The following is a 17,852-nucleotide window of genomic DNA, read 5'->3' on the forward strand; positions in this document are numbered from 1 at the left end:
CGGTGAGCCATCTGGCTCACCGTTTTTTTTTTAGCTTACAGGCGCGATATATGCGCTGTGGCCGACCCACTTTACCGTAAATAATCTCCGCCAGAATCTGCTGCTGCCCGGCGGCGAACTCCAGATAGCGCCTTGCGGTGGTGCGGCTTAACTTCAGTTCCTGCGCCACCGTCTCCGCCGTATGCCGCGCCGCGCTATCGGCAAACAGGCCCAACACTTTCCCCAGCGTCAACGCATCAATCCCGGCGGGCAATTCAGCTTTGGGCTCCCCGCGCGCGTATGCATTGAACATCTGATCGATTTGACGCTGGCTGGCACTGGCGCAGGTCTCCAGCATCAGCCTCCGCTGCTGATAGCGCTCCAGGGTTTGCTCCAGCCTTTCGTAAGAAACCGGTTTAACCAGATAATCAAACACCCCGCCACGCACGGCCTCGGACACGGTGTCCATATCGCTTGCCGCGGTGGTAAAGACCACCCCACAGGGATTGTGCGCCTGGGTTAGCTCATGCAGCAGAGTGATGCCCTTCCCGTCCGGCAAATAATTGTCGAGCAGGATAAGTGACGGCCTGAAACGCGCAATCATCAAGCGGGCCTGGGCTAAATTCCCGGCCAGCCAGACCTGCCCACAGCCGTGGAAATGGCGGATAAACTCCGCGTGCATTTCGGCCAGCGGGGTTTCATCTTCAACTATCAAAATCGTGAGAGGTTGTAGCATCGGTCAATTTCACTTTGGGAATAAAAACGGAAAATAAAGCGCCACACGGGGAATTGTTTTCGAGGGTAATTACCCCGCCGCAACGCCCGACGTAGCTCGAAATCAGATACAGACCAATCCCGTGTTCACTGGCTTCATCGCGCTTAGTGCTCACGCCCTGGTCAAAAATAGCGTCACCCAGGCCGACCGGGACGCCGCAGCCGTGGTCACCGACTTCAATAATCACCTCGGGCCCTTCGTCGCTCAGGTACAGCTCGATGTTTTTATCGCCCTGCGGATTGTACAGGCTGGCCTCAAAGGCGTTATCCAGCAGGTTGCCGACAATGGCCGCAAATTCGGTGCTGTCCAGCCCGACGGGAAGCTGTTTCAGCTGGCTGCCCTCCACTATTTTCAGGTTTAAGCCCAGCTCGCGGGCGCGTTGTACTTTGCCAAACAGCAGCCCGGCAACCTGGCGGTCATCAAAGGACGCGCGCAGACTGTCGATCAGTTCCTGTTGCGCCTGAGACTCGCCTTTCACCATTTCCAGCACGCGGTCGTACTCTTTCATTTGCAACAGACCGCTGAGGGTCGACATCCAGTTCAGATGTTCGTGACGCAGTGCTCTGAGGCTTTCGACATACTGTTTAATCTGCGTCAGTTGCGCGTTCAGGGTGCTTATCTCGTCCTTGCTGCGAAAACTGATGATTGCCCCGAGCATCTCATTGCCGGAACGGATAGCGCCCCGGTTGGCGATGACGCTCAGCCCGTTAAAGGTGCAGATCACATCCTGGCGTTTTTCGGCAATTTTATCGGTGAAAAAGGTGCAAGGCTGTACCACGTCGCAAATCGGTTGGCCCAGCCACTGCCGCCCCGGCGAAGCCAGCCCGAGCATCCGGCGGGCATTGCGGTTAATGGCAGTGATATGCCCTTCGGGATCGACCGCAATCAGCCCCTCAAACACCGAACCGAACAGCGCCTCCTGTTGGCGGACTACCCGCGCAATCTGACGCGGCTCCATGCCCATCATCTGACGGCGGATGTGCGCGGCAAACAGCCATGACAGCAGCAGCAAAATAATCAGGATAAGCACGAACACGCCGGCCATCGGCAGCAGAAAATCAAGCCGCCAGCTGTCGATTTTGCTGACCAGATACCCCAGCGACACGACGCCGATAACCTGGCCATGCTCGTCAAAAACCGGGGTTTTGGCGCGCATCGCCATGCCAATCGAGCCTTTCCCGGTGATGAAGTAGCTTTCCCCTTTTTCCATCGCGCCTAGCTTGGTCCACTGCATCGGATAGCCAATTTTTGCGGGATTAGGGTGATAAAGCCGAATCGAATGCCGGTCGCCGATCACCACGTAGTCAAAGTCAGACCCGTCGGCCAGCTTGTGGGCGATCCCCGCCAGCCGGGCGCTGTCGCGGTTTTTAACGCCCTCCACCACGCTATCATTGGAGGCGATAATTTTGGCCTGATTCATCGCCATATCGCGTACGTGCCGGGTGAGATAGTCTTCAAAGCTGGCGGAGAGATATTGGCCGAGCGCGGCGACCAATAAAGTGGAGATCAATAACAGCAGCAGGAAAATACGCAGCGGGAAAGCAAGGCGGCGGAAAAAACCGAATCCTTTCCCCTGTTGATGCAATACCGGAACTTCCATAGGTCGACATTTTCCCTGGCACAATCACCCTATCAATGTAATGGTTTTGTTTTCCCCGCGTCCAGTTATCACCGCCAAATTCGTTACCAATTGCACAAATAAAAAGAATTAAGCAAATAAAAACCACGCAATTAACACCCATAAGTTTAATTAAGAAAATAAAAACCATTAAGTCTATTTAAATCAGACAACCCTTTGTGAAACAAGTCAAAAAAGCAGGCATAAATAGCCCGTACACTCGCCGCGTGGTTCAGGGATAACGAAGACCCACTGCCAAAATGTTATTAATTTGCAAAGAATTATCATCAGTTGCGTTGCCTTTCCGGCGGCGTGAATAACAGGAAGTTCTGAACCATGTTTTCTCAAACCGTATTTGCTCAGGTTAAGCGTGCTGAAAATAAAAAAATAGCCGCCATTACGCAATTTCTGCGCGAAAACGACCTGAGTATTGATACCACGGTAGAAGTCTTTATTACGGTAAGCCGTGACGACCGGCTTATCGCCTGCGGCGGTATCGCCGGAAATATTATTAAGTGCGTCGCCATCAGTGAATCCGCGCGCGGAGAAGGTCTGGCGCTGACCCTGGCCACTGAATTAATAAACCTCGCCTATGAAAGGCAATGTACACAGTTATTTATCTATACCAAGAGTCAGAACGAAGCCCTGTTTAAACAGTGTGGTTTTTACACCCTGGCAAGCGTGCCGGGGGTAATGGTGTTGATGGAAAACAGCGCCACCCGTCTGCAACGCTATGCAAGTTATCTCACCACCCTGCGCCAGGACGGCAACAAAATCGGCTGCATCGTGATGAACGCCAATCCGTTTACCCGTGGGCATCGGTATCTGATTCAGCAGGCGGCCGCTCAGTGCGACTGGCTGCATGTTTTTTTGGTGAAAGAAGACACCTCGCGTTTCCCGTACGAAGACCGCCTTGGGCTGGTCCGCGCCGGGACACAGGATATTCCCAGGGTGACCGTGCATCGTGGTTCAGAATACCTGATTTCCCGCGCCACCTTCCCCTGCTACTTCATTAAAGAGCAGAGCGTGATTAACCACTGCTACACCGAAATCGACCTGCAAATCTTCCGCCAGCATCTGGCCCCGGCCTTAGGTATCACCCATCGCTTCGTCGGCACCGAACCCTTCTGCACCGTGACCGCTGGCTACAACCACGATATGCGCCAGATCCTGGCCGATACCTCAAGTTCAGCCCCGCCGGTCCAGTTGGTGGAAATTGAGCGCCTGCAGTACCAGGGGAAGGCGATTTCCGCCTCCTGGGTGCGTCAACTGCTGGTGAAAAATGATCTGGCGACGATAGCGCTTTTGGTGCCCGACGCCACCCGGGCTTATTTGCAGCAGATGCTCACCCCGAGCACGCAACAGACATCCGCATTAGTAACAGGTGAAAAATGAAAATTACCCATGCAGCCGTCGCCGGCACTCTGGAGTCGGGCGACGTGATGGTGCGAATCGCACCGATTGATACCCCTGACATCGACCTGCAGCTCAACAGCAGCGTTGAGAAGCAGTTTGGTGACGCCATCCGCGCCACCCTTCTGGAGGTGCTCTCCCGCCATGAGATCCACGGCGTACAGCTGATTGTTGATGATAAAGGTGCGCTCGACTGCGTGCTGCGCGCCCGCCTCGAAACGCTGCTGGTACGCGCCAGTGACGTGGCGGTCCTGCCGTGGGAGGAACGCTCATGATGTCGTCCGTCGCCGAACAACGGAAATCCCGCACCCGCCGCAGCATGTTGTTCGTGCCGGGCGCAAACGCCGCCATGGTCAGCAACGCCTTTATCTATCCTGCCGATGCGCTGATGTTCGACCTCGAAGATTCGGTCATTCTGCGCGAGAAAGATTCGGCCCGGCGTCTGGTGTATCACGCCCTGCAACACCCACTGTATCAGGACCGGGAAACCATCGTCCGGGTCAACGCCCTCGACTCTGAGTATGGACTTCAGGATCTTGAGGCGGTGGTGCGCGGCGGGGTGGACATTGTCCGCCTGCCAAAAACCGACACCGCCCAGGACGTTATCGACATCGAAACCGAAATCGCACGCATTGAAGCCGAGTGTGGCCGCGAGCCAGGCAGTACCGGCCTGCTGGCGGCGATCGAGTCGGCACAGGGCATCACCCAGGCGGTGGCGATTGCGCACGCCTCCCCGCGGTTAATCGGTATCGCCTTGGGCGCGGAAGACTACGTCCGCAACCTGCGCACCGAACGCTCACCCGACGGGGTCGAACTGCTGTTTGCCCGCTGTTCTCTTTTACAGGCTGCGCGTTCCGCCGGGATCCAGGCGTTCGATACCGTCTATTCCGATGCCAACAACGACGCAGGCTTCCTGCACGAAGCGGCGCACATCAAACAGCTCGGTTTCGACGGCAAATCGCTGATCAACCCGCGCCAGATTGACCTGCTGCACAACCTCTACGCCCCGACGCAGAAAGAAGTGGATCACGCGCAAAGGGTAGTTGAAGCCGCTGAAGCCTCGGCGCGTGAAGGCCGGGGCGTGGTGTCGTTGAACGGCAAAATGGTCGACAGCCCGGTGATTGAACGCGCACGACTGGTGCTTTCCCGTGCCGCCCTTTCCGGCATCCGTGAAGAATAAGGACTCATCATGACTCAGACTCTACGACAGGAACGCGTTGCCGCCTGGAACCGTCGCACAGAAAACCACAGCCCGGCGTTTAACGCGGTTTCCAAGCTCAACCTGCAAACGCAGAAGCCGCGCGACAAAAAGCTTTGCGCCAGCCTCGAAGAGGCTATCCGTCGCTCCGGGCTGCACGACGGGATGACCATTTCATTCCACCATGCGTTTCGCAACGGCGACCTTACGCTCAATCGGGTGATGGACGTGATCGCCCGAATGGGCTTTAAAAACCTGACGCTGGCCTCCAGTTCGCTGAGCGACTGTCATGCGCCGCTTATCGAGCACATCCGTAATAACGTGGTCAGCCGAATCTATACCTCCGGCCTGCGCGGTCCGCTGGCGGAAGAAATCTCCCGCGGCCTGCTGGCCGAACCGGTACAAATCCACTCCCACGGCGGGCGCGTGCAGTTGGTGAAAAGCGGCGAGCTGAACATCGATGTGGCGTTTCTCGGGGTGCCAGCATGCGATCCGTTCGGCAATGCCAACGGCTATACCGGCAAAGCCTGCTGCGGCTCGCTGGGTTATGCCAAAGTCGATGCCGAACACGCCCGCCAGGTGGTGCTACTCACCGAAGCGCTGCTGCCCTATCCGCACAGCCCCGCCAGTCTGGGGCAGGATCAGGTTGACCTGATTGTGCAGATTGACCAGGTCGGCGATGCCGACAAAATTGGGGCCGACGCTACCCGCATGACCTCTAATCCGCGTGAACTGCTGATTGCCCGCAGCGCCGCCGATGTGGTGGTTAATTCCGGTTACTTCAAAGAAGGATTTTCCCTGCAAACCGGCACCGGCGGCGCGTCGCTGGCTGTGACCCGCTTCCTGGAAGACAAAATGCGCCATCGCGATATCCATGCCGCGTTTGCGCTGGGCGGCATTACCTCCACCATGGTCGACCTGCATGAAAAAGGCCTGATCCACAAGCTGCTGGATGTGCAAAGTTTTGACCGCGCGGCGGCAGGATCGCTGGCCCGGAACCCGAATCATATTGAGATCAGCGCCAACGAGTACGCCAACTGGGGCTCCAAAGGGGCGTCCGTCGACCGGCTCGATGTGGTGGTGCTCAGCGCCCTGGAAATCGATACCCGGTTTAACGTCAACGTACTCACCGGGTCCGACGGCGTGCTGCGCGGCGCATCCGGCGGCCACTGCGATACGGCGGTCGCCGCCGCGCTGTCGATAATCGTCGCCCCGTTGGTTCGCGGCCGCATTCCGACCCTGGTTGACCAGGTCACCACCTGCGTCACACCGGGCTCCAGCGTCGATATTCTGGTCACCGACCATGGGATAGCCGTTAACCCGGCGCGTCCGGAACTGGCCGATCGCCTGAAAGAGGCCGGGCTAAACGTGGTGTCGGTAGAGTGGTTACGCCAGCGAGCCGAAACGCTGACCGGTAAACCTCGCGCCATCGAATTTACCGATCGGGTCATTGCCGTGGTGCGCTATCGCGACGGCTCGGTGATTGACGTGGTTCACCAGGTGAAGGAGTAAACCGATGCCGCTGTATCTGACCTGTGCCAGCCACCGCGTTATTACCCTGCCTGAACTGCTTGCCAGCCGTGATGCCCGTCAGATACGACAGCAGACGTGGCTGGCGCAGTACGGACTGCCGCTGATTTCGTTCACCACTCTCGCCCCCGGCCCGGTAAAAGACAGCGAACTGACCCGGCGGATTTTTAATCACGGCCTGCGGGCGCTGCGGGAGATGCTTGCGGCATCGGCGTGGGAAATCCAACGTCAGTCCTGTCTGGGTCTGGCGACCGGGGCAGAAGGTTTGCTGGCGGTCGCGGCCCCGGCCCAGGCGCTGAAGCAGGCCGCTATCGCTCTGGAGCAACAACACCCGCTGGGACGTTTGTGGGATATCGACGTGCTTACGCCGCAGGGGGAAATTCTTTCCCGCACCGCACTCGCCCTTCCGGCCCGGGGTTGCCTGCTGTGTGACAACGACGCCCGAATTTGCGCCAGAGAACGCGCGCATCCGCTGGCCGAACTGCTGTCTCGCATGGAGGCAATGCTGCATGAAGCCGATCATCTCCACGCCTGATCCGATGGTGGTTGAACAGGTCAGTTGGCTCGCCTGGCGCGCAATGGTCGCCGAGGTAAATCTGTCGCCTAAACCGGGCCTGGTTGACCGGGTTAACAGCGGCGCACACCGGGACATGGCCCTGGTCGACTTTTACCATAGCGCCGACGCAATCCGCCCGTGGCTGCCGCGTTTTATCCGCTATGGCGCGAGCCGGGCCGGGCTATCAGCGCCAGAGGTTTTACCCGGCCTGCGCCCGCTGGGTCTTGGCTGCGAGGCCGATATGTTCCGCGCCACCGCGGGCGTAAACACCCATAAAGGCAGCATTTTTTCGCTGGGGTTACTCTGCGCCGCCGTGGGACGCCTGCGCGAACGCCAGCAGCCTGTAACTCCGGAAGCCCTCTGCTCCACCGTGAGCGCATTTTGTCAGGGGCTGACCGCCCGGGAGCTGCAACGTAACAACCCAAAACAAACCGCAGGCCAGCGGTTGTATCAGCAACTGGGCCTGACCGGGGCGCGGGGCGAGGCCGAGGCGGGTTATCCGTTGGTTATCAACCTCGCCCTGCCGCATTACCAGACACTCCGGGCAGAGGGCATCGATCCTGAACTGGCGCTGCTCGACACCCTGCTGTTACTGATGGCTCACAACGGCGATACCAACGTGGCGTCCCGGGGCGGCGTGCAGGGCCTGAACTGGCTACAACGACAGGCTAAAACGCTGCTCGCTCAGGGAGGCATCCGCCGCCCGGCCGACCTGTTTCAGTTACATGCCTTCGACCAGCGTTGCATTGCCCGCAATCTCAGCCCGGGCGGCAGCGCTGACCTACTGATCGTGACCCATTTTTTACATGAAGTTAGCGCTGCACCTTACCTCAGAAACGTATAAAAAATCCTTGCAGGAGTTTCAGTTATGTCTGTGTCAAAAGGTAATATATGGAAGTTGATCGCCCCGCTGTTGGTGATGGCGGTAATGCTGATTATCCCGGTGCCGGACGGTATGCCGCCGCAGGCCTGGCACTACTTTGCGGTGTTCGTGGCGATGATTGTCGGGATGATCCTCGAACCCATCCCCGCCACCGCCATTAGCTTTATTGCAGTCACGATTTGCGTCATCGGTAGCGACTATCTGCTGTTCGACGCCAAGGAACTGGCTGACCCCACCTTCAATGCTGGCAAACAGGCGCTGAAATGGGGGCTGGCAGGATTTTCCAGTACCACTGTCTGGCTGGTGTTTGGTGCCTTTATCTTCGCCCTGGGCTATGAAGTCACCGGCCTCGGTCGGCGTATTGCGCTGTTTATGGTCAAGTTCATGGGCAAGCGCACGCTGACGCTCGGCTACGCCATTGTGATTATTGATATCCTGCTGGCACCCTTTACGCCGTCCAACACCGCGCGTACCGGCGGCACCGTATTCCCGGTTATCAAAAACCTGCCAGCGCTGTTCAAATCATATCCTAACGATCCGTCGTCAAAACGCATCGGCGGGTATCTGATGTGGATGATGGTGATCAGTACCAGCCTGAGTTCCTCGATGTTCGTCACCGGCGCGGCACCCAACGTACTTGGCCTGGAGTTCGTGAACAAGATTGCGGGCATTCAGATAAGCTGGCTGCAGTGGTTCCTGAGCTTCCTGCCGGTGGGCATTATCCTGCTGATCGTCGCCCCGTGGCTGTCTTACGTGCTGTACAAACCTGAAATTACCCACAGCGAAGAAGTGTCTGGCTGGGCCAGCGATGCGCTGAAAGAGATGGGCAAACTGACGGGGAAAGAGAAAACCCTGATTGGCCTGGTGCTGTTAAGCCTCGGTCTGTGGGTGTTTGGCGGGGAGTATATTGACGCCACGGCGGTGGGCCTGCTGGCGGTATCCTTGATGCTGGCGCTGCACGTGGTGCCGTGGAAAGACATCACCAAATACAACAGCGCGTGGAACACCTTAGTCAACCTGGCGACGCTGGTAGTGATGGCCAGCGGCCTGACCCGCTCCGGCTTTATCGACTGGTTCGCCAACACCATGAGCTCGCACCTGGAAGGCTTCTCAGCCAACACCACGGTTATCGTGCTGGTGCTGGTGTTCTACTTCGCCCACTACCTGTTTGCCAGCCTGTCGGCCCACACGGCCACCATGCTGCCGGTTATCCTTGCGGTAGGCAAAGGCATTCCGGGCGTGCCGATGGAGCATCTGTGTATTCTGCTGGTGTTGTCCATCGGGATCATGGGCTGCCTGACGCCATACGCCACCGGGCCGGGGGTGATCATCTACGGCTGTGGCTACGTGAAATCGAAAGATTACTGGCGTCTGGGGGCTATCTTCGGGGTGATTTACATCTCGCTGTTGCTGCTGGTCGGCTGGCCAATCCTGGCGCTGTGGAGCTGATCCCGCACGCCTGACCGGCTCCCTTCTCACCGCAGAAGGGAGCGCTTTTACTCTTCCGCTTTTACTCTTCCACTTCCCCTTCCTGACGCATTTGTGCCGCCCAGCGCTGGGCAGACTCTGGCCCGGTAAACGGCTGCGAACGCTGAAAACGATCGCCCATCAGCACAAACGCCACGTATTTTCCGCGCAGCAGCCAGACGTCACGAAAGCCATCGACTTTCGAAGCATGATCGGGCGGAGCCGGTTCGACACGTGGCACATAGCTGATAACGGGACGATTGTTGTGTTGACGCAGCGGTTTCATAAGCGGAAAAGCACCAAAACGGGAAAAAAGTCATGAAACTCCTATGATAGCCGATTGTGACCGCTACCGTCGCGCCCTCTGTGCTATCACCGCTGGAATGGCAACGCGCATTAGGCATTTGTCCCAGTTTGGTCAGGACCTGCCGGGGTATGTTCTATAGTTAAGGGGTTTTGACGCAAAAACGACCCTTTTATTACCCCTGACCACAGGAGACGAAAGCAATGTCGAAGAAGCAAGAACCTAAAAAGAATCATAACTCACCGGTCCATGATGAGGCCGAAGCGAAGCCAGGGCTGGGCTCACTTGCTCCCGCCGATAACTCGCACCTTGCCTCTCCTCACCCTACTGCTCCGGGGGAAGAACCGACTGCTCCCGGTAGTCTGAAAGCCCCGAAAACCCAAAGCGAAAAACTGGACGCGCTGGAATCGTTTCGTAAAGGTGGCGAAAACGCCTCGCTCACCACCAATCAGGGTACGCGCATCGCCGATGACCAGAACTCCCTGCGCGCAGGCAGCCGTGGCCCAACGCTACTGGAAGACTTTATCCTGCGCGAAAAAATCACCCATTTCGACCACGAGCGTATTCCTGAACGTATCGTGCATGCCCGTGGCTCTGCCGCCCACGGCTATTTCCAGCCTTACAGCGATCTGAGCGATATCACCAAAGCCAGCTTCTTGACCCACCCTGATAAACCGACCCCGGTTTTCGTGCGTTTTTCCACGGTACAGGGCGGCGCAGGGTCGGCGGATACCGTGCGTGACATTCGCGGTTTCGCCACCAAATTTTATACCGATGAAGGGGTGTTCGATTTAGTCGGCAACAACACCCCGGTGTTTTTCCTGCAGGATGCGATGAAGTTCCCCGATTTCGTCCATGCGGTAAAACCGGAACCGCACTGGGCCATTCCGCAGGGCGGCAGCGCGCATGACACCTTCTGGGATTATGTCTCTCTGCAACCGGAAACGCTGCATAACGTGATGTGGGCGATGTCCGATCGCGGGCTGCCGCGCAGCTACCGCACGATGGAAGGCTTTGGTATTCACACCTTCCGCCTGATCAACGCCGAGGGTAAAGCCACGTTTGTCCGTTTCCACTGGAAGCCACTGGCGGGTAAAGCGTCAATGGTGTGGGATGAATCGCAGAAGCTGACCGGGCGCGATCCGGATTTCCACCGCCGTGAGCTGTGGGAAGCCATCGAGGCGGGCGACTTCCCTGAGTATGAATTGGGCTTCCAGCTGATCCCGGAAGAGGATGAATTCAAGTTCGATTTCGACCTGCTCGACCCGACGAAGCTTATCCCGGAGGCGTTGGTGCCGGTGCAGCGCGTCGGTAAAATGGTGCTCAATCGTAACCCGGATAACTTCTTTGCCGAGAACGAACAGGTGGCGTTCCATCCGGGGCATATCGTGCCGGGGATCGATTTCAGTAACGATCCGCTGTTGCAGGGACGGTTATTCTCCTATACCGATACTCAAATCAGCCGCCTCGGTGGGCCGAACTTCCACGAGATCCCGATTAACCGTCCAACTTGCCCGTATCATAATTTCCAGCGCGACGGCATGCACCGGATGGATATCGATACCAACCCTGCCAACTATGAGCCGAACTCGATCAACGACAACTGGCCACGCGAAACGCCACCTGCGCCAAAACACGGCGGATTTGAGTCCTATCAGGAGCGAGTGGATGGCGGCAAAATTCGCGAACGTAGCCCCTCATTCGGCGAATATTACGCCCACCCGCGCCTGTTCTGGCTGAGTCAAACCCCGGTGGAACAACAGCACATTGTCGATGCGTTCAGCTTTGAACTCGGCAAGGTCGCCAGGGCATACATTCGCGAACGCGTGGTCGATCAGTTGACCTATATCGACATTCAGCTGGCACAGAAGGTCGGGGAAAACCTCGGTATTACGCTGAGCGATGAACAGGCTAAACGGCCTGCGCCGGGCGATGTGAACGGCCTGAAAAAAGATCCAACCCTAAGCCTGTACGCCATTCCAGACGGCGGGGTTAAAGGCCGGGTGGTCGGCGTGTTGCTGAGCGATAAACCGGATGCGAAACAGCTGCTGACGCTGCTGCAAGGCCTGAAGGACAAAGGCGTTCACGCCAAATTGCTTTACAGCCGGATGGGTGAACTCACCGCCGATGATGGGTCGGTCCTGACCATCAGCGCCACCTTTGCCGGGGCGCCGTCGTTAACGGTGGATGCCGTGGCGGTGCCGGGCGGGGAGATTGCCAGCCTGGAGAAAAGCGGCGATGCGCGTTACTACCTGCTGGAAGCCTATAAGCATCTGAAACCACTCCTGCTGGCGGGCGATGCGCGTAAGCTGAAAGCGGTTATTAACGTTGGCGATAAAGGTGAGGAAGGCGTGGCCGAAAGTGACACTGTCACCAAGAAATCGGTGGACGATTTCCTGACTCTGCTGGCCGGGCACCGCGTCTGGTCCCGCGAGGCGAAAATCGCGACCATTCCGGCTTAATCCGTTGGAAAAAAAATGCCGGGACATCCGCCCGGCCTAACCCCTAACACGGTGCCCAGGGAGAACGCCGGGCACCAATAAATCACGTTTCAATCGGTTATATGTCGCGGAACGTCCCGAGACGATATCCCCGCTCGGCCACCGCATACTTCAGCGACGGCGATGTGAGCACATCCAGTTCCTTCAGGCGTGGATAACAGTAGGCGCTGCCCATAATCGTATTATCGACAAACGCCGGGTGACACATTACTTCCAGCGAGGACTCCCCTGCCTGAGCGGAGGTTTCCAGGGTTTGCAGGAACAGCGCTTCACTGATGGCCTCGCCGTAAAACTCCACTGCAAAACCGGCGCTGCTGCGCACGCCCAAATCGTCCAGCCCGTGCAGCTTTTGCTGCTGGCGGTCGATTCGCATCGGCACCCCTTTCGCTTTGGCAAATGCCGCCACAATCGGGAAAATCTGCGGGATCATATGCACATGATGATGACTGTCGATGTGCGTCGGTTCGCAGCCGAACAGGTCAACAAAGCGGTGATACTGGCAGTCCAGCTCGCGGGCAATTTCCTCCAGCGGCAGCGTGTCGTCTTCCGCCATCTGCCAGATCCATTTTCCGAACTTACCTTCGCGGGTCAGGCCCGGCATTGCCGACAGCGGCATCCCGAGCGTGAGGACAAAATGCATCCCCACCGCCAGCTCCGGCAAACAGCGGCTCATCTGCGCCGCGTGTTCGATAGCCGCGCCGTTCACCAGCGCGGTTGTGGAGGTCACCAGTCCGTTTTTGCAGGCGTCGATAATGCCGTAGTTCTGACCTTTGCTCAGACCAAAATCATCGGCATTCACGATAAGCACACGTTCCATCTGCAACTCCTTTTACTGCTTGAGGGTTTTCACCGTTTCGGCAAAGTTAGGCAGCCATTTCTCGTGGGCGAGGATCAGCTCACGGGCCAGCACTTCTGCGTCTTTGTCGGAATGAATCAGTGGGCTGAGGTTCAGCGCCAGCAGCACGTCATTGAACTCGCCGCTCAGCGCAGCATGGCTGGCCGCCACTTCAAAGCCTTTGATGGTATGAATCAGTCCCAGCACTTTATCATCGAAATGCGTCAGGCGTGGGTGCGGCTTCGCGCCGTCGCGACCCAGGATACAGGTCATTTCGACCGCCCAGTCCGCCGGGATGTTATCCACGTGACCATGATGCGGCACGTTGACGTAATGCTCAGCCTGCTTGTCATTGTAGATAGCGTTAATCACTTCACAGGCAGCGTCTGAATAATACGCCCCGCCGCGCTGCTCCAGCTCTTTCGGCTTGATGTTGAGGTCCGGGTCTTTGTACAGCTCGAACAGCTGCTTCTCAACTTTCTGCACCACCTGAGCACGAGCCCCACCTTTGTAGTACTCGCCCATTTCAATCGCCAGCATCTCTTTCTGCTTGAAGTAGTACAGCAGATACGAGCATGGCAGCAGGTTCAGGGAGCGGATCAGGCCTTCGCTAAACGGCATGTCGAAGATGTTTTTCACCGTGTTGGCGGTCAGCTTGCCGGAGGCCACGCCGTCCAGCAGTTCGGCAAAGCGCGACTCGCCGTTGACGATAACGTCGCGAATGAAGACCATGTGGTTCAGGCCGAACAGGTCAATCGACAGGTCGTCTTTTTCGGTGAGCTTCAGCACATCGGTAATGAACATTTTCATGCCGATTGGGATGTTGCACACGCCGATGAAACGTTTGAAGTTGGTGTGACGGTACACCGCTTCGGTCACCATCCCGGCCGGGTTGGTGAAGTTAATCACCCACGCGTCCGGGCAGATTTCCTCCACGTCTTTGATGATGTCAAAGATAACCGGAATGGTGCGCAAGCCTTTGAACAGGCCGCCTGCGCCGTTGGTTTCCTGGCCGAGATAGCCGTGGCTCAGCGGAATACGTTCATCTTTTTCACGCGCCTGCAGCTGGCCTACACGCAGCTGGGTGGTCACGAAGTTGGCATCTTTCAGCGCTTCACGGCGGTTCAGGGTTTTATGCACCGTCATCGGCACGCCCGCTTTCTGCACCATGCGCTCGCACAGGGCGTGGATAATATCGAGTTTTTCCTGACCGCCCTCTACGTCTACCAGCCACAGTTCGGTGACCGGCAGTTCGTGGTAACGCTTAATAAAGCCTTCCAGTAATTCCGGGGTATAGCTGCTGCCGCCGCCGATGGTAACGACTTTTAATTTCTGGCTCATAACTTTCTCCCTCGTGACCCGCGAACAACGTGTGAGTGATGCTCCACATTATGCGCGGATAGCTAATCGAATTGGGTGCGTGCGGCAAACCGCACAGCGTTAATTAATCACGGTGAGCTGTTTGCGATAATTGCTTGGTGTGAATGAAGTCAGCTTTTTGAAGGTCTTAATAAACAGACTCGGACTGCTGTAACCTGATTCATACGCAATATCGGTCACCGAATAATTGGTAATTTCTAGCTGTTTCATGGCGAAGTTAATGCGGATGTCATTAATTATCTGCATCGGCGTCTTGCTGTAAAAGCGTTGGGTTGCCCGGGTCAAATATTCCTGAGATTTGCCGGATAACGCCACCATATTTTCCAGCGCGCCTTCACCAAATTTATGTTTATCGTGCATCTCTTCGACGGTGCTTTTTAACCACTGCGGAATAACATCCTGCGTCTGCTCTTCACGGAAATGACGCAGGCGGTTAATCACATAGAAAGAGACGACTTCAATAAACTCATCAAATTCATTTTCGCGGAAATTGAGTGACGCAATCACCGACTCTATATAGCTGAGAAAGGTACTTTTAACCGAGTAGACCTGTGAGGCCACCAGACAGGTCGGCAGCAGCGGCTGATAGTGTTGCTCAAAAAAGCGCTTACTGATGCCTACGTTCAGGATTCGGGTCGCGCCAAACTCATAAAAGCTCTGGTGGTACGACCCCATCGGGATAAAGACAAAATCCCCGCGCTCCAGCATCACCCGTTTGCCATTGATTTCCTGGTAATAGCGCCCGGTCAGTACGAGGGTAAACTCGTAGTAGTCATGCTGATGTAATCCGCTGATGCTTTCCGTTTTGTTGTAGATGAAGACGTGAAAATTTTTCCCGTTAAACAGCTGTTGTTCAAGCGCGGTACTGATTTCCAGGGTCGTCATCTTTGGTTGCCTCATGGTGGTATCTGCCCGTTATTGTACCTTCTCGTGAAGCTCAATCAATTCGGCAACCAGTTCGCGGGCCAGCATTGAGGTCATAAGATGATCCTGAGCATGAACCAGCACCAGGCTGACCTTCATTTTGCCTTCACCCTCATCGCTTTCGATGAGCTGCGTCTGCACGCGATGCGCTTCGCTCAGCGCCACGCGGGATTGTTCCATGGTGGCTTTGGCAGTGACGAAGTCACCCTGCTTCGCCTGTTTCAGCGCGGTGTACGCCAGGCTACGCGCCTGTCCGGAGTTAATAATCAGCCCCATCACCACTTCTTCGAGGTCGTTTTCTGCAACCTCATCTGCCACGATATTTTCCAGATCGAACATACTCTTTCCCTCTTTACGTCTGGCGGTACGGGAGTCGCCTCCCGCACCGCGTTACATCAGAATTTCAGTGCGTTAGCGATATCTTCTTCGCTCTCTTCCTGCTCGATAACAGCCTGTGCTTTGTTGGAGACCGCCACGAATGGCAGGTAGACCAGCACCGAGACCCCGAGGTTGAACAGCGCGACACACAGCGCCGCCACGCTACCGTTACTGTTGAAGAATGCGCCCAGACCGGTCGGCATGGTCCACGGAGCCAGGTTGGTGACCGGTGGGATAATGCCCATCGAGTACGCCAGCAGCGTGATAGCGGCCAGAATCGGTTGGATAAGCACGAACGGGATGAACATCACCGGGTTCATGATGATCGGCAGACCAAACAGAATCGGTTCGTTAATCTGGAAGATGCCTGATGGCAGTGCCAGTTTCGCAACCTGACGATGGTCAGCGCGGCGTGAACCGATAAAGATAGCGATAATCAGACCTAACGTTGCACCGGAACCGCCCAACAGGATGTAGGAGTCCAGCATCGGCTTGGCCCAGAAGTGGAACTCTTTCCCGGCAGCGATCGCCGCGTCGACAGAGCCGTACTGCTGGTACAGGGCGATGTTTTCCAGCGCCCACGGGGTCATGATGCCGTTGTCCAGCGCGGTAAGTGCCAGTGAACCGTGTACCCCGAAGAACCACAGCAGTGAGTTAAAGATGACGTACGCCCAGCCCACCACGCTGCCCATGGATGCCAGCGGCTTGGAGATAGAGTCGAGGATAATCTGGTGGAAGTTGCTGCCATGATTCGCCAGAACCCAGGAGATAACGCCAAATACGGTCAGGATCAGGAAGCCGGGGATCAGCGCCGAGAAGGAGCGTGACACCGAGGTCGGCACGCTATCCGGCAGGGTAATCACCCAGTTACGACGAATGACGAAGGTAAACATTTCCGCCACGATCAGGCCAATCACCATGCCCGATATGATATTTTGCCCGCCTAACCAGTTGGCACCTACCGCGTAAGCTTCGCCGACGCTGTAAGGGGTGACGGTCATAAAGGCGGCAACGGATAATAAGCCCGCCGCCAGTGGGTCAACTTTGCGTTCTTCAGCCAGCGCCATACCAATGAAAAAAGGCGCCATCAGCGACATAATGCCCAACGTACCGTTGTACACGTTGCCGCCGATGGCTTTAAAACCATTCAGGGTCTCAATGGTGGAAGCGTCTAACCGAATGCCCATAGAATAGAAAAACGAGCCTTCGCCAAAACTCAGAAAAACGTTATTTATTAAAACAAACATGGCCCCTGCGAGGGTCAACGGCATCAGTTTAATAAAACCGTTTTTAATCGCATTAATGTGCGGCTGCTTTCCTATTTTGACAGCAAAAGGAAGGAGTACCTTTTCAAGAGAGCTAATAACTTTACTCATAGAAAATACCCTTAAAGGCCGCAATCAAATATTGCGGCGATTGTGTGTGAAATTACTCTTTGACGGGAAAATTAAAATAAATCAAAAGTTACTGCGCTGATGCTTTCTTAATTGCTGCAACAGCGGCTTTAAGTACACCTAAACCATCGATCTTGCCATACAACGTTGAATCAATAACTTCTACCGGCTTATTGGGCAGCAGACGCTGAATTTCCGGCAGCATATACGCAATTTGTGGTCCGAGTAATATCACGTCAGCCTGTTCGCCTTTTTCTCCCGCGAGGGTTTCAGGGAAGGCTTCAATAACCACCGGCACTTCGTATTTCTCAGCCTGCGCGCGCATTTTGGTCACCAGCAGTGATGTGGACATGCCCGCAGAACAGAACAGATAGATATGTTTCTTTTCCATAATCGCTTCCTCAATGTGCATTTTCTGCCCGCCGTGAGGAGTGTCATCCTTTTTCTCACCGGGGGCGTAATGGCGGTAACGAATTGTTACTTTGTGTTTATGAGGTGAGTATACGGCATCGGAAAGCGGCAAGATAATTCCTGGTGAACCTAAATTGTCTCTCATTGACCTCGGCTTATGACTACCCTCACATTTTGGCCAAATAATTCGCGCAATTAAATAAGCGGCTTAAGACAATAAATATCCTCCGGCATAGCCGGAGGTTTTTCATGTGCGCCTATAAGGCTCTGTTACCAGCCGCGCCCTAGCAGGCGCATCGCGATCTG

At 56.1% G+C, this 17,852-nt stretch carries 17 protein-coding genes; 8 read left to right on the top strand and 9 right to left on the bottom strand.

Annotated elements, in window-relative coordinates:
* Nucleotides 1–16 precede the first annotated feature (16 nt).
* The gene (gene dpiA, locus ACG0Z5_RS14040) at nucleotides 17–715 is read right to left on the bottom strand and encodes a two-component response regulator DpiA (RefSeq protein ID WP_394448219.1); all 699 of its coding nucleotides are present in this window, start codon (nucleotides 713–715) and stop codon (nucleotides 17–19) included.
* Nucleotides 684–2,354, bottom strand: coding sequence for a sensor histidine kinase DpiB (gene dpiB / locus ACG0Z5_RS14045; RefSeq protein WP_394448221.1), 1,671 nt, complete (start codon nucleotides 2,352–2,354; stop codon nucleotides 684–686). Before dpiB ends, dpiA begins: the two co-directional genes overlap by 32 nt.
* 354 nt (nucleotides 2,355–2,708) lie before the next feature.
* Between dpiB and citC the strand changes: the two genes are divergently transcribed.
* The 7 genes from citC to ACG0Z5_RS14080 are packed head-to-tail and all read left to right on the top strand — an operon-like array spanning nucleotide 2,709 to nucleotide 9,401.
* Nucleotides 2,709–3,767: a [citrate (pro-3S)-lyase] ligase gene (gene citC / locus ACG0Z5_RS14050; protein ID WP_394448223.1), complete on the top strand. Its 1,059-nt coding sequence runs from the start codon at nucleotides 2,709–2,711 to the stop codon at nucleotides 3,765–3,767.
* On the top strand, nucleotides 3,764–4,060 hold the full coding sequence (gene citD, locus ACG0Z5_RS14055) for a citrate lyase acyl carrier protein (protein WP_394448225.1): 297 nt from the start codon (nucleotides 3,764–3,766) through the stop codon (nucleotides 4,058–4,060). Before citC ends, citD begins: the two co-directional genes overlap by 4 nt.
* The gene (gene citE, locus ACG0Z5_RS14060) at nucleotides 4,057–4,965 is read left to right on the top strand and encodes a citrate (pro-3S)-lyase subunit beta (protein WP_394448227.1); all 909 of its coding nucleotides are present in this window, start codon (nucleotides 4,057–4,059) and stop codon (nucleotides 4,963–4,965) included. The genes citD and citE overlap by 4 nt, the downstream gene beginning before the upstream one ends.
* A gap of 9 nt (nucleotides 4,966–4,974) precedes the next feature.
* Nucleotides 4,975–6,495, top strand: coding sequence for a citrate lyase subunit alpha (gene citF, locus ACG0Z5_RS14065; RefSeq protein WP_394448229.1), 1,521 nt, complete (start codon nucleotides 4,975–4,977; stop codon nucleotides 6,493–6,495).
* A gap of 4 nt (nucleotides 6,496–6,499) precedes the next feature.
* Nucleotides 6,500–7,048 carry a citrate lyase holo-[acyl-carrier protein] synthase gene (gene citX / locus ACG0Z5_RS14070; protein WP_394448231.1) on the top strand — a complete coding sequence of 183 codons (549 nt, stop codon included), beginning with the start codon at nucleotides 6,500–6,502 and terminating at the stop codon, nucleotides 7,046–7,048.
* Entirely contained in the window at nucleotides 7,023–7,913 is an 891-nt protein-coding gene (gene citG, locus ACG0Z5_RS14075; protein ID WP_394448233.1) for a triphosphoribosyl-dephospho-CoA synthase CitG, read from the top strand. The genes citX and citG overlap by 26 nt, the downstream gene beginning before the upstream one ends.
* Before the next feature lie 24 nt (nucleotides 7,914–7,937).
* On the top strand, nucleotides 7,938–9,401 hold the full coding sequence (locus tag ACG0Z5_RS14080; RefSeq protein WP_394448235.1) for an anion permease: 1,464 nt from the start codon (nucleotides 7,938–7,940) through the stop codon (nucleotides 9,399–9,401).
* A gap of 61 nt (nucleotides 9,402–9,462) precedes the next feature.
* On the opposite strand, the gene cedA is transcribed toward ACG0Z5_RS14080, so the two are convergent.
* Entirely contained in the window at nucleotides 9,463–9,705 is a 243-nt protein-coding gene (gene cedA, locus ACG0Z5_RS14085; RefSeq protein ID WP_319630091.1) for a cell division activator CedA, read from the bottom strand.
* Between the two features lie 221 nt (nucleotides 9,706–9,926).
* Here cedA and katE point away from each other — a divergent pair, with 221 nt between their 5' ends.
* Nucleotides 9,927–12,185 (top strand): catalase HPII, encoded by a 2,259-nt coding sequence (gene katE / locus ACG0Z5_RS14090; RefSeq protein ID WP_394448237.1) that lies wholly within the window; start codon nucleotides 9,927–9,929, stop codon nucleotides 12,183–12,185.
* A gap of 97 nt (nucleotides 12,186–12,282) precedes the next feature.
* Here the strand turns inward: katE and chbG are convergent, their stop codons facing one another.
* The 6 genes from chbG to ACG0Z5_RS14120 form a co-directional block, all read right to left on the bottom strand.
* Nucleotides 12,283–13,041 carry a chitin disaccharide deacetylase gene (gene chbG, locus ACG0Z5_RS14095; RefSeq protein WP_394448239.1) on the bottom strand — a complete coding sequence of 253 codons (759 nt, stop codon included), beginning with the start codon at nucleotides 13,039–13,041 and terminating at the stop codon, nucleotides 12,283–12,285.
* Between the two features lie 12 nt (nucleotides 13,042–13,053).
* Nucleotides 13,054–14,400, bottom strand: a complete 1,347-nt coding sequence (locus ACG0Z5_RS14100; RefSeq protein WP_394448241.1) for a 6-phospho-beta-glucosidase — start codon at nucleotides 14,398–14,400, stop codon at nucleotides 13,054–13,056.
* Nucleotides 14,401–14,499: 99 nt separating this feature from the next.
* Nucleotides 14,500–15,324, bottom strand: coding sequence for a transcriptional regulator ChbR (gene chbR / locus ACG0Z5_RS14105; protein ID WP_394448243.1), 825 nt, complete (start codon nucleotides 15,322–15,324; stop codon nucleotides 14,500–14,502).
* A 30-nt stretch (nucleotides 15,325–15,354) separates the two neighbouring features.
* Entirely contained in the window at nucleotides 15,355–15,702 is a 348-nt protein-coding gene (gene chbA, locus ACG0Z5_RS14110) for a PTS N,N'-diacetylchitobiose transporter subunit IIA (protein ID WP_319630086.1), read from the bottom strand.
* A gap of 56 nt (nucleotides 15,703–15,758) precedes the next feature.
* Entirely contained in the window at nucleotides 15,759–17,117 is a 1,359-nt protein-coding gene (chbC, locus tag ACG0Z5_RS14115; RefSeq protein ID WP_319630085.1) for a PTS N,N'-diacetylchitobiose transporter subunit IIC, read from the bottom strand.
* A gap of 88 nt (nucleotides 17,118–17,205) precedes the next feature.
* A complete protein-coding gene (locus ACG0Z5_RS14120) occupies nucleotides 17,206–17,526 on the bottom strand; it encodes a PTS sugar transporter subunit IIB (RefSeq protein ID WP_394448256.1) in 321 nt (106 codons plus the stop codon).
* Between the last annotated feature and the right edge of the window lie 326 nt (nucleotides 17,527–17,852).

The organism is Scandinavium sp. M-37 (genome assembly GCF_043558715.1).
Taxonomy (GTDB): domain Bacteria; phylum Pseudomonadota; class Gammaproteobacteria; order Enterobacterales; family Enterobacteriaceae; genus Scandinavium; species Scandinavium vulneris_A.

What these genes read in the sequence shown, in the direction of transcription:
- ACG0Z5_RS14080 (WP_394448235.1), top strand. Translation starts at nt 7,938, where the DNA reads ATGTCTGTGTCAAAAGGTAATATATGGAAGTTGATCGCCCCGCTGTTG.
- citG (WP_394448233.1), top strand. Translation starts at nt 7,023, where the DNA reads ATGAAGCCGATCATCTCCACGCCTGATCCGATGGTGGTTGAACAGGTC.
- citD (WP_394448225.1), top strand. Translation starts at nt 3,764, where the DNA reads ATGAAAATTACCCATGCAGCCGTCGCCGGCACTCTGGAGTCGGGCGAC.
- ACG0Z5_RS14120 (WP_394448256.1), bottom strand. Translation starts at nt 17,526, where the DNA reads ATGGAAAAGAAACATATCTATCTGTTCTGTTCTGCGGGCATGTCCACA.
- chbC (WP_319630085.1), bottom strand. Translation starts at nt 17,117, where the DNA reads ATGAGTAAAGTTATTAGCTCTCTTGAAAAGGTACTCCTTCCTTTTGCT.
- dpiA (WP_394448219.1), bottom strand. Translation starts at nt 715, where the DNA reads ATGCTACAACCTCTCACGATTTTGATAGTTGAAGATGAAACCCCGCTG.
- citF (WP_394448229.1), top strand. Translation starts at nt 4,975, where the DNA reads ATGACTCAGACTCTACGACAGGAACGCGTTGCCGCCTGGAACCGTCGC.
- citX (WP_394448231.1), top strand. Translation starts at nt 6,500, where the DNA reads ATGCCGCTGTATCTGACCTGTGCCAGCCACCGCGTTATTACCCTGCCT.
- dpiB (WP_394448221.1), bottom strand. Translation starts at nt 2,354, where the DNA reads ATGGAAGTTCCGGTATTGCATCAACAGGGGAAAGGATTCGGTTTTTTC.
- chbR (WP_394448243.1), bottom strand. Translation starts at nt 15,324, where the DNA reads ATGACGACCCTGGAAATCAGTACCGCGCTTGAACAACAGCTGTTTAAC.
- cedA (WP_319630091.1), bottom strand. Translation starts at nt 9,705, where the DNA reads ATGAAACCGCTGCGTCAACACAACAATCGTCCCGTTATCAGCTATGTG.
- ACG0Z5_RS14100 (WP_394448241.1), bottom strand. Translation starts at nt 14,400, where the DNA reads ATGAGCCAGAAATTAAAAGTCGTTACCATCGGCGGCGGCAGCAGCTAT.
- chbA (WP_319630086.1), bottom strand. Translation starts at nt 15,702, where the DNA reads ATGTTCGATCTGGAAAATATCGTGGCAGATGAGGTTGCAGAAAACGAC.
- chbG (WP_394448239.1), bottom strand. Translation starts at nt 13,041, where the DNA reads ATGGAACGTGTGCTTATCGTGAATGCCGATGATTTTGGTCTGAGCAAA.
- katE (WP_394448237.1), top strand. Translation starts at nt 9,927, where the DNA reads ATGTCGAAGAAGCAAGAACCTAAAAAGAATCATAACTCACCGGTCCAT.
- citE (WP_394448227.1), top strand. Translation starts at nt 4,057, where the DNA reads ATGATGTCGTCCGTCGCCGAACAACGGAAATCCCGCACCCGCCGCAGC.
- citC (WP_394448223.1), top strand. Translation starts at nt 2,709, where the DNA reads ATGTTTTCTCAAACCGTATTTGCTCAGGTTAAGCGTGCTGAAAATAAA.